Annotated in this window: 5 protein-coding genes; all 5 read right to left on the bottom strand. The window is 57.5% G+C overall.

Annotated features, from left to right (window positions below; all coding sequences use genetic code 11):
- Positions 1 to 66: 66 nt before the first annotated feature.
- The 5 genes from A9Z00_RS10330 to A9Z00_RS10310 all read right to left on the bottom strand — a co-directional run bounded on the left by A9Z00_RS10330 (position 67) and on the right by A9Z00_RS10310 (position 10,841).
- The gene (locus A9Z00_RS10330; protein ID WP_296976771.1) at positions 67 to 6,276 is read right to left on the bottom strand and encodes a PKD domain-containing protein; all 6,210 of its coding nucleotides are present in this window, start codon (positions 6,274 to 6,276) and stop codon (positions 67 to 69) included.
- Positions 6,277 to 6,565: 289 nt separating this feature from the next.
- The gene (locus A9Z00_RS10325; RefSeq protein ID WP_296976768.1) at positions 6,566 to 7,846 is read right to left on the bottom strand and encodes an S-layer homology domain-containing protein; all 1,281 of its coding nucleotides are present in this window, start codon (positions 7,844 to 7,846) and stop codon (positions 6,566 to 6,568) included.
- Positions 7,847 to 8,210: 364 nt separating this feature from the next.
- The gene (locus A9Z00_RS10320; protein WP_296976767.1) at positions 8,211 to 8,699 is read right to left on the bottom strand and encodes a hypothetical protein; all 489 of its coding nucleotides are present in this window, start codon (positions 8,697 to 8,699) and stop codon (positions 8,211 to 8,213) included.
- A 250-nt stretch (positions 8,700 to 8,949) separates the two neighbouring features.
- Positions 8,950 to 9,672 carry a response regulator gene (locus A9Z00_RS10315; protein ID WP_296976766.1) on the bottom strand — a complete coding sequence of 241 codons (723 nt, stop codon included), beginning with the start codon at positions 9,670 to 9,672 and terminating at the stop codon, positions 8,950 to 8,952.
- Between the two features lie 17 nt (positions 9,673 to 9,689).
- Complete coding sequence (locus A9Z00_RS10310; protein WP_296976764.1) at positions 9,690 to 10,841, bottom strand: sensor histidine kinase; 1,152 nt, start codon at positions 10,839 to 10,841, stop codon at positions 9,690 to 9,692.
- Between the last annotated feature and the right edge of the window lie 77 nt (positions 10,842 to 10,918).

Genomic DNA, 10,918 nt, shown 5'->3' with positions numbered 1-10,918 from the left:
CGATGCCCCCGTCCGTCAGACGGCAAGCGAACGTCCGGCGGTTTCGACCTCCGATCCGCCGCCCGTTCACCGCACCCGGTGCACCGACACATGCTTGTGGATGTTCCCGATGATCCGGATCGGTACCGACGTCTCCTTGACGGTCCCGTTCCGGTACCGCACCCGGAACACGACGGGATATTCGCCTTCCCGGATGCTCCCATCGAACGTCATCCAGCTCTTGTCGTGCAGCTCGCCCTCGTACCGCCGACCGCCCGCGGCCTTGAGCTGCACCTGTTTGCGGATCGCTCCGCCCGATTTCGACACCGCCTCCAGCTCCGCCGTCACCTCGTCGGCCGGCGCCTCCGAGATCACCGCGGCCACCCGGATGATCTCGCCCGAGTAGAAATCCTTCGGGTCCCGGTCGACCTCGTGCCCGGCCTCCTCGTGCATCTTGCGCCACTCGGGCGTGTGATGCACTTCGCCGTCGATCGTAAGCGGCAACGCCTCCAGTACGCGCTCCGCCTGCGCCGTCTCCCGGCCGTCGCTCACCACAAGCCGGATCGTGTAGCTGCCCGGTTGCTCCGCCCGGAAGCTCGGCTCCTTCGCGTTGAACGCAAGGCTCCGTCCGCCAGGCCCCGTGATTTGCCAGTCATAAGTCAGCGGGTCGCCGTCGGGGTCGGAGGAACGGTCGATCAGTTGCACCGTGTCGCCTTCGTACACCGGCTTCGGCGTCCAGTCGAAGTCGGCCACCGGCGGCCGGTTCGTCTCGATGTAGAAATACTTCGGCGCGCTCCAATCGCCCCACTCGATTCCGTCATGCGCGCGGACGCGGACGTACATCGTCACGCGCTCGGGCAGATCCACGGCAGGCGTCCAGCTCGTGACGGAACCGGATCGCGGCCCGGTGTCGCGCTCAAGCGTGCCGTCCAAGCGGTAGATCTGCACCTGGAACATCGATTGCGCGTCCCCGTCGGCGTCCGAATACGTCCAGACAAACGTCGGACGCAGCACATCAAACTTCGTCGGATTGGACGTACTCGTGCTTGCCGGCGTCGTCACATTCGCCTGCGGCTTGCGGTTCACAATCGTAACGGTCTTGACCGCCTGCGCGGGCTGGCCAAGGCTGTCCTCCACCACGAGCCGGATTTGGAACGTGCCGAGCGTGCTGAACGTCTTCGTCCAGACGGTCCGGGATGCGCTTGCCACCGTCTCGGGTCCGCCGGTCGTAAGGTTCTTGAGGTAATAGGTGTGCTTCAGATTCTCCCGGCCGCCGTCTTCCTTGTCCCGCGATTGCGACTCGATCGTGACCTGTACGCCCCTGTAGGTGGTCGACGGGTTCACCGTAAACGCGGCCACCGGCGGTTCGTTGGGCTCGGGAAGCTTCGTGACCGTCACGAAATCGACGTCATATTCGCTCCAGGCACCGTATTCGTCCTTCACCGCCATCCCGATGATATACGTGCCGAGCTCGTCCGGCACGACAAGCTTCTCGGCCACATACCGGCCGCTCGGTGTGATGTAATAGAATTTCTTCTCCAGAATCCCCCGCGTCGTCTTGTAGTCGATGCCGGTCGGTTCGGTGGAGTATTCCGTATCGCTGATCCAGCGGTCCGGGTCATGGCTGCGGTCGAACCACAGGATCGTGCCGTCGCTTGCAATCGAGTGCCATTTGTCCGCGATCGGCCGGCGGTGCACGGTGATGACCGCCGTAAATTCGTTGGACGGCTGACGGTACTCCTCGAATGTCGGATCCGGATGGCGGTGCTCCGGATGCGGGTCGTCCTTCGCACGCAGGATGACCGTGTAATCGCCAACCTTGTCGAACTCAAGCACCGGCGACGAGAACGTCTTGCCGTGCAGCGCCGACAGCCCCTGGTTGTTCAGGAAGCGCGGCGTATGCGTAATCGACCACTGATACGATCCTGCCGGCGGGTCGTTCTCCGGATCGACGAACGAGATGTTTTTGTACCGGACCTCGGCCTTTGCGGAGCCTTCATCCCAGATCGCATAGTCCCTATACCAGTAAATCTGATCCGGCAGAATCTCCTTCGCCGATACCGGTCCGAAACGGACGTAAGACTTGTTGCTGAACGGACCGAATTTCCCTTCCCGGAACGTGCTGTCCGTCACGTTGAAGTACGGCGCGTTGTTGACGTAAAGCTGCAGTTTGTCTCCGGAAAACCGGAGCTTGATCAGCACCTTCTCCCTGTCTTGAAAGGGGAAAGATTGCTGCGCCAACACCGTCCGTTTGCCGTTCACATATTTGGACAGGAATATCGTCGAACCGTTTGTTTCGAACGCATACCGGTTGGCGGCATCTGCGGCCCGGAACGACATGCCGACGAGCTCCCGATCCGCATCGGCATCGTCCAGGGAGAGCGTGAACGAAAGCTCATGGTCCTTGACCTTCGTCGACGAAAGCAGTTGCCCCAGCGTAAAGCCCGGACCCTGCCGCTCGCCTTCCACCGGAACCCCGACGTTCAACCACGGAGTCCAGTAGTACATGAAGGTGGTGCCGCTTTCCGTCAACAAGGACAGCAAAAGACCATCGCCGACATACTGCGCGACTCTGATATCATGTGCCACTCTCACCGTGTATCCGTCGGTACTGAGTATGCCGCCCGCCTCAAACGAATACTGCGACTGTCCGGTCCAGGTATAACCGTAATAGCGGTTGCCGCTCCACCGGAACTTGATGCCATACGGTGTATAGGAATACGGCAATTCCAGCGACGATCTCGTCTGCATCTGGCCGAAGGCATCGATGTCGAACGTGGTGCCGTTCCACGCAAAATCTGCGGATTCCAGAATGCGGGTGGCACCGGTATCCATATTCACGGCCTGAATATATTTGGTGCCGGCCCAAGTATTAAAGTATTGGTAGCTCCGGACGATGATCTCTTTCCCCGCATGATTGACGATCATATCCGGAACGTCATGGGTGTATACGTCAATGTTGGGCATCAGGTCGGTTCCTTCAAGTTTGGCCCGCCATACCACATTGAAATCCGGGTCAAACTTTACCAGATACACGGAACCGTAATTTCTCCACTCATCGCCGTTATAGCAGTTCACTTCCTCGTATACATAGGTGTTTTCATTGATATCCTCAAAAACCTTGTCAAACTTGTAACCTCCGCTACAGCTCAACCAAGAAGCAGGAGGATCATACGGGAATTGTTGCAGTTGCTTTCTGCTTTTCAGGTTCAAATACCGATCATAGGTTTGCAATTCGTTCGAATAATTGGGAAGATAGACGAGATTCCCGTTTCGTGAGAAACCTTGTCTCGGAGGATTACTAATTGGATAATTGATGCCCTTCTTGAGTCCGCTTGCAATGAGCTCCCCCGTCTTCAGGTCATAAGTGAACAGGGTGTATCCTCCCATATGGAACCTTTCCCCGTCACTGTATAAACCACAATAACATCTCCATTCAACGACCTGGTAGACGGTGTCATCCGTTACGTAGTATTCAACCGGTGTATAGCCAACCCCCGCATAGTTGACCCCGGGCACTTTCTCATGTTCTTCGACAAACTTAATGGGTTCGCCTGCCCAATGCCGAACCTCTGCAAAAAACTGGGCGTTCGGCGCATGCAGGATGTAATCATAGTACGAGCCATCCGGGAGCGTGTGTTCGACGCCCGAAAGTCTCCCATTGGTATAAATATACTGCAACTCATACCGGCCGATTTTGCTCTTGTTCAGCGCGTAGAACCGTTCGTTGTAGCTGAAATACAAATGCGTCGGCGTGGAAACAAAGTTCGGCAAATTACCCGGAGAAAAAGATACGAGGTTCCATTTTCCTTCCGAATTCGGATTAGGCACCAGCAACGGCTGGCTGAACGTCTTGTTCGGATCCACCCCGCCTATGGGCCGGTAGAGATTGTAACCGTTTTTGCCGTACCCCGCATCCGAGAAGGGTGGAAAATAAGAGAGCGTGGCCGATGGGATGTACAAGCCGTTCCCGTAGAATCGCTCCGGCTTTTTCCCGGATTTGCCGAACAATTCGCTGGCCGAATAGCTCCAGCGCATCCGTTTGCCGTCCAGCGGACTCGTGCTGTTGACATCGGTCAGCGTCCAGCCGAACATTTCCGCAGGCGTATAGATGCGAGCGACGGAATGGTCCGGCTGCGGGTTCTTCCCTTCCAGCTCGAACGACACTTCCGGCGCCAAATTGACGATGTCGATCATGGTGAGCTCCACCGGATCGGACAGGGTGTCGTCGCATTTGCCGTAGTCTTCACAGACCTTGACGTAGAATTGATACTTCCCGACCCGATCCGGCTTGAACACGGCGCGGGTCATATCCCCGTTCAGGTTTGTCCACGGATCGTCATCGAAGCCGTTGTTTTCGGCATCATAACGCATCTTGTACTGGACGGAGACAATCTGTTCGCCGTCGGGGCTGTACGACTTGTTGTACACGTAATACGTCTGGCCGCGGATGCCGCGGGGCTCCACTTCGAGCTTCGCCACCGGTGGCTCATCCGGCAGCACCGTCAGCTCGTGCACCGCCGGTTCGAGGGATTTCAGGCCGATGCTGTCGTAAACATGCAGCGTGATGATCTCCTTGCCCGGCTTCGTATAGACTTCCTTCAGGTTTCCCCATTCGTCCCTGGAATGATCGATCGCCCGTCCAGCGGGGCTGTAGCTTTTCGCGCTGCTGAACGGCTGCGGCAGCGGCCGGCCTTCCTTCACTTCCTTCGGCCCTTCGATCACGGGGATCGGGTTCGGCGGAATGACCCGGATGTACGTCGTCCGGGTAGCGGTTGCCCCGAAGGCATCCCGCATCGAAGCCTTGACCACGTGATAACCGAGGCCGTTCATCACGATGTTGTGATATCCGTCGCCGTACTCGGGATAGTTCTGCGGGATCGTCTTGGCCCAGTTTGAGCTTTCGGAAAAATCGAAGCCCAGGAATTCGATCGGATCCCCGTCCGGATCATGGGGCGTCGGTACGCTCGGATCGGTGATGTAAATCAGGTGCATAACGGTGCCCTCGACGACCTCATGAACCGGCTTCGTCGGGTTGTAGGGATGGACAAACCCGATCTCGAATTCGGGCGGCCGGTTGTGGCTCGGCCCGTTCACGACCAGCGTATGCGTGGCCGTCTGCTTCATACCGCAATCCTTCGTGCGGATTTCGAGGGTAATGAAGTGCGTCCCGATGCCGATGACCGACGGATATGTACTGTAGGAATACGAGTGCACGTAGCTCTGGCTGTCCGCCCATGGCGTGTAAACCGACAATCCATCACGTTCAATCTTGTACCGATGGCCGTCATACGTGCAGCCGTTGAACGTGAAGTTTTTCGGTTTCAACTGGAACGACTCACGGAACTCGATCGCCGGCGGCAACACATCGAAATCGCCGGTAAAGTTCCTGTTAGGGTCGGCCGCCTTGAACATTTTAGATACCTGGTTGTTGTTCTCATTGCTTTCATCAATTGCATTGGTGCTGTCTACGATCAGCAGGAACGTCTTTTGGGATGTATCCGTAAACGTATAGGTAAAGTTCATGGTATATTCGCCGGGTTGTCCGGCAGCCTGACTTTCCAGCTTAATCTGCGTGCCATTGACCATGATGGAGACGTTGTACGGCTTTCCGGTTGCCTGATCAGCCACCTTCCACTTCGCCGTAAAGCTGACAGGCTTTTCGGCTTCGATAGGGCCGTCTGCCGTGATGTCCACCGTGACCAAGTCGGGTTTCTGCGTCACCTCTCGATAGACGCCGACGATATCAGTGCCTCCGACGGCAATGGTCGTATTGCGAGTTTTGAGGGCGGGATCCCCTTCAAATTGCGGATAAAGTTCCTCATTCGGCTTCAGCTTCAACCGGATGTATGACTTGTAGAGACGGAACGTTTTTCCGTTATGGCCAACGGTATCTTCCAATGTGTAGCTGAACGGGGTACCTGACTTCACGCCCTTTACCACATTCACCGGAGGCAGCTCCTCGACGGTCGAATCCGCATGGACAAGCCGCCTCACGACATCACCATCATAAAACGGAGACTGGAACGTGATCGGGTTATCGAAACGCATGCGCAGGTTTTCCCGGGTCTCCTGGGACCAGTTCTCCGCCGCCAGGATGTCCTCCAACGTGTAAAACAGCTTCCCCGCATTTTTCGGGCTGTTCTCGATGCGGAAGATCGAGTGGATATAGACCGTCTGGCCGTCCACGGCATCCAGCAGATCGGCGTCCTTCAGCGCCTGTTCGAGAACGGTCCGGGGGACGGCAAAATAAGTTCTGATATTATCACCCGGACCGGCATTAGGCGGATCCTCCAAAACTTGGAACCCCGGATTGTCATCATTGTCCAGCATCACGCCGTGCGCATAGGCCAACGGATTTCCGTTCGTTGGCACTCTCGTAACCGTCCAGCCTACCGTCCGATAGCTGACTGTCCCCGGCCGCGCTTTTACATCGTTGGACCATCCGTCATAGGTATCGGTAGCCTTGTTATATCTGAACATCATGTTACTTGCAACGGCTTCGCCGACAGGAACGAAGGGCAACGCGAGAGGCGCGAGCAACGCCGCGATCAAAACATATGAAAGCAGCTTGCGTCGCATACCGTCACTCCTTAATGTTAAAATCGTAATTCCAGAAGAATGTTGAGTAAACGTGCCCCACCCGCATATCCGTCAACATGTCCGGATGAACGACCATGTCGCCAAGTTCAATATCCGCGTATCCACGGTACCACTGTCCGATTTTGAATCCTTCCTTTGGCTGGAATGTCATGAAGAAAACGTCTTTCGGATTTTTCGCTTCGACGATTTTAAATTCCACTTTGGCCCTCATGAACGTACGATACAAATGGTCATTGACGATGATTGACGGCTCCAACCTGACGTTGCCAATGATTCGGATTTTCTCTTTCCGAACTTTCTCTGCGTAACGGGTGTAGAAGCTGTCGATGGCATCTCTCCGGGCAAAATAATTACCAAGATCGCCCATCTCCTTCACCCAACGATCATCAATCGTCTGATAATCGACATTCACTACCATATTCAGCCATCGTTCTGCATTAGGTAGCCATTTGTCAATGTTTTCCCGCTTGTAGGACTTCCATCGTTCATGGAACTGCCTTGAAGTCTCGCCCAATCCATTTGAAAAGAACTTCTCGTTGTACCCCATCTCGTACATGGCATTCGGGATGCTTTCGAGGATATACGGGTAGTCCGCCGCGTTTTTCGGCAGGTTCGTCGTCCGGATGACCCGCCCCCAGGGATCGGCCTCCAGCGCCTCCGCCTGCGCAAGCGCGACATGATCGACGGACAGCGTCTCCCCGGCGCGCAACGCCAACAACCGTTCCATAAACGCAACCGCCTGGGCGCGCGTGGTGCGGCCGCTCAGCTTGAGTTCTCCATCCATGCCGCGCAAGAGCCCCGTCTCCGCCGCCGTACGAACCAGTTCAATCTCTTCCTTGCCGATATGTTCCGGATCCAGCGCCTTCACCGCCAGCCGGATCAGCTCGAGCCGGGTGATCGGCGCGTCGTAATTCAGGAAGTGGAAATCGTCGTCGTTCAAAATCCCGGTTTTCCGCAACGTGTCATTGTAAGGTTGATACCACGGGCTGCCTCCCTGCGAATGAGGAAGTCCCAACGCCGAGACGAGCATTTTCATGAACTCGGCCCGCGTTACGTTCCGGTCCGGCTTGAACGTGCCGTCCGGATAACCGGACACATAGCCTTTACCGACCGCCTCCCGGATGACCGAGGCGGCCCAATGCCCGGCAGGTACGTCCTTGAAGGAACCGGCCACTTGTTGCTCAGCCGCCGAGACGCCGAAAGCCGAGACCGACAATGCGGCAACGATCACAGCGACCCACAGCTTCTTCACCATGCGCATCATAGGAATCCGACACTCCCTGATCAATTTTTGTCGATCAGTTAAATATTAGACGAATATTCCCATTACTGGAATACCGTCCGATAAAAATCTCCCGGCCCGGCCGCCGAAGCGCAAAGAAAAAACACCCGCCCCGCACAATTGCGAGGCAGGTGCTTCCTGCCAACCGAACAACCTTTTGCCAGCATTATAGAACAAATCCGCTCTCCCATCAAGATCTTGAAGCCAATCCGCTCCGGCCCGTTCGAGCGGCCGGCGCGGGATCATCGGCAGGCGGCCGCAGGATCGAAGGGCGACTCGGCGATTCGCGAGATTCGCGGGGACAGCCCTCGATCGGTTCCCCCGCCGCCCGCCGCATCAACCGGATCTATGGCAATCTCGCCACATCCTCCGGATTGCTCAGATCAAAAAGCAGCAGCTCCTCCGGAAGTTGCACTTCATCTTCGTTCGGCAGATCCCCAGGGATGCGCGCCCTGTCATTGCCGCATCGAACCGCGCCATCGCGACCGATTTCAATCCCGTTCAACTCCGGCCGTTCCCGCCGCTCCGGTGTAGCGGCCAGCCATCCCGGGCGCACGACGCTCACCGCTCCCGTCCTCCGGCCGAACCGCTCCGCGATGGCGACGGTATCGTCGGTTGATCCGCAATCCACGAGGGTCACGCGGACGTCCCGGCCGGTGCGGAGCGACCAACGGCGCAGCCGGCGCAGATACCACTCGATCCGACCGCCCTGATTGCCCGCAAGCAGCACCACATGCGTGCCGGCGCGCCGCACCCGATGCCGCCGGACGGCCGCCCGCACCGCCAGCGCGGCGAAGGCGTAGCAGCCGATGATCGCAAGCAGCATCCACCACATGAGCATCCGCCTCCTTCGTGCCAACAGCATATGCGCACGGATGCCCAGTCGTGAAAGCCCTGCGCCGGACACACGAAGCCCCCGCCTCCCGGCCCGAAGCGGTCCATGGCACGAAGCCCGTCCGCATCCGGCCGGCAAACGGGGGCCCTCACACCCGAAATCCGGATTCCGGAACGCAAGCGGCGCTTCCGGGTTCCCCCGCCAACGCCGCCCCATGCCGCCCGCACGTTCGCACGCGCGATCCGGCGGCTTACAGCGTCACCCAGCCGTATTTGATCGAATTGATGACGGCCTGCGTCCGGTCGTCGACTTCCATCTTCTGCAGGATGCTGCTGACGTGGTTCTTGACCGTCTTCTCGCTGATGAAGAGCTGCTCGCCGATCGCCTTGTTGCTCAGGCCCTCGGCCATCAGCCGCAGCACTTCCGCCTCGCGCCGCGTCAGCGGGCTTTTCTCGCCGACGAACTTGACGCCGGACTCCTTGCTGGCGGCCGCTCCCGACATGACGCCCATGTCGTTCAGATAGGTCATGCGGCGCAGTTGGTTGATCAGCTTGCCCGTCACCTTCGGATGTATGTATGCGTGTCCTTCCGCCACGGCACGGATCGCGTTCACCAGGGCTTCCGCTTCCATATCCTTCAGCAGGTAACCGGAAGCGCCCTTGCGCAGCGTCTCGAAGACATAGCTCTCGTCGTCATGGATGGACAGAATGATGACCTTTACGTCCGGGAACAGGTCCCGCAGCCGCTCGGTGGCCACGACCCCGTTCTCGACCGGCATGTTGATATCCATAAGGACGATATCCGGCTTCGTGTGGTTGCAGAACTCCAACACCTGGATGCCGTCGCTGCACTCGCCGATGACCTCCAGATCCTCTTCCATGTTGAGGATCCGCTTCAGGCCCTCGCGGAACAGCTGATGGTCGTCCGCCAGCAGCACCTTGATTTTGCGGCTTCCCGCAGCCTTGAGGTCCATGCTGATCACGTCTCCTTTCAGAGGTCCGTATCCACGGGAATGGAAATGGAGATTTTGGTCCCCTGTCCTTTCGCGGATTGGATTTCCATCTTGCCGTTGAGCAGTTCCACCCGTTCGGTCATACCGATCAACCCGAAATGGGAGCTGTGCTTCGACCGCGCCAGCGTCTGTTCGACATCGAAGCCGACGCCGTTGTCCTGAATGACGAGATTGACCCGCTTCGGATGGAACTTGATCTCCAGCCTGACATAGGACGCGGAGGCATGCTTCAGCGCGTTGGAGAATGCTTCCTGGACAAGACGATAGATGGCGGCCTCCATGCCGGACGGCATCCGGAGCTCGCGGCCGGACGTCTCGAACACCGCGCGAATCTTCGTCTTCTCCTCGAAGTCCTGCACGAATTTTCGCAGCGTCGGCACGAGTCCCAGATCGTCCAGAGCCATCGGTCGCAGATTGAAAATGATCTTCCTGATTTCTTCCAGTCCTGAGCGAACCTGACTTTTCAATTCCATTAATTCTTCCTGAACCAGCTGAAATTCCTGCTTCATCAGCATCCTTTCCGCAATTTCGGTCCTAAGCACTAGATTCGCCAGGGACTGGGCCGGACCGTCATGGATTTCCCGGGCCATCCGTTTCCGCTCTTCTTCTTGGGCCAAAATGATCTTCAGCCCGATCAGCTGACGGTTCTTCGCCGATTCCAGAATGCGCGTCACCTGGTTGAGGTCGCCGGAAAGATACTCCAGCACGACGTTGATCTGCGAACTGATCGTCTCCGCGCGCTCCACGGAGACCTCGACGTTCTTGATCCGCTGCTGCAGTTCGTCCCGGCGAGCCTTAAGGTATGCTTCCTTCTCGCGATACATGAGCAGGTCCAACTGGATTCGCGTCGCTTTCTCGTAGGCGCTTTTGATGTCGGCTTCCTTATAGCGGATGAAATCCTTGCTGACCTCGACCAGCTGCATGCGCGCCCGCCGGTATTCCCGCTCGAGCTCGTCCACCTTGTCGATCGTCTCGCTCGTTTCCCTCTTGACCCGCTCGAGCTCCTGCCGGAGCTGCAGCCACTCCTGGCGGGCCGATTCGGCGATCTCGAAGATCTGGTACTTGCTCTGTTCCATGACCGAGATCGCGTTTTTGATGATGCTGTCGATATGCTGGATCCGGAAATCCACGATGGCATCAAGCACCTTCTCGCGAATGGATTCCTGCTCTCATCTCTAAATATATCACAAATTCGCGGGCCGTTCGC

Source organism: Thermobacillus sp. ZCTH02-B1, from assembly GCF_002159085.1.
GTDB lineage: Bacteria > Bacillota > Bacilli > Paenibacillales > Paenibacillaceae > Thermobacillus.
This window is presented reverse-complemented; position numbering and strand designations above follow the sequence as displayed.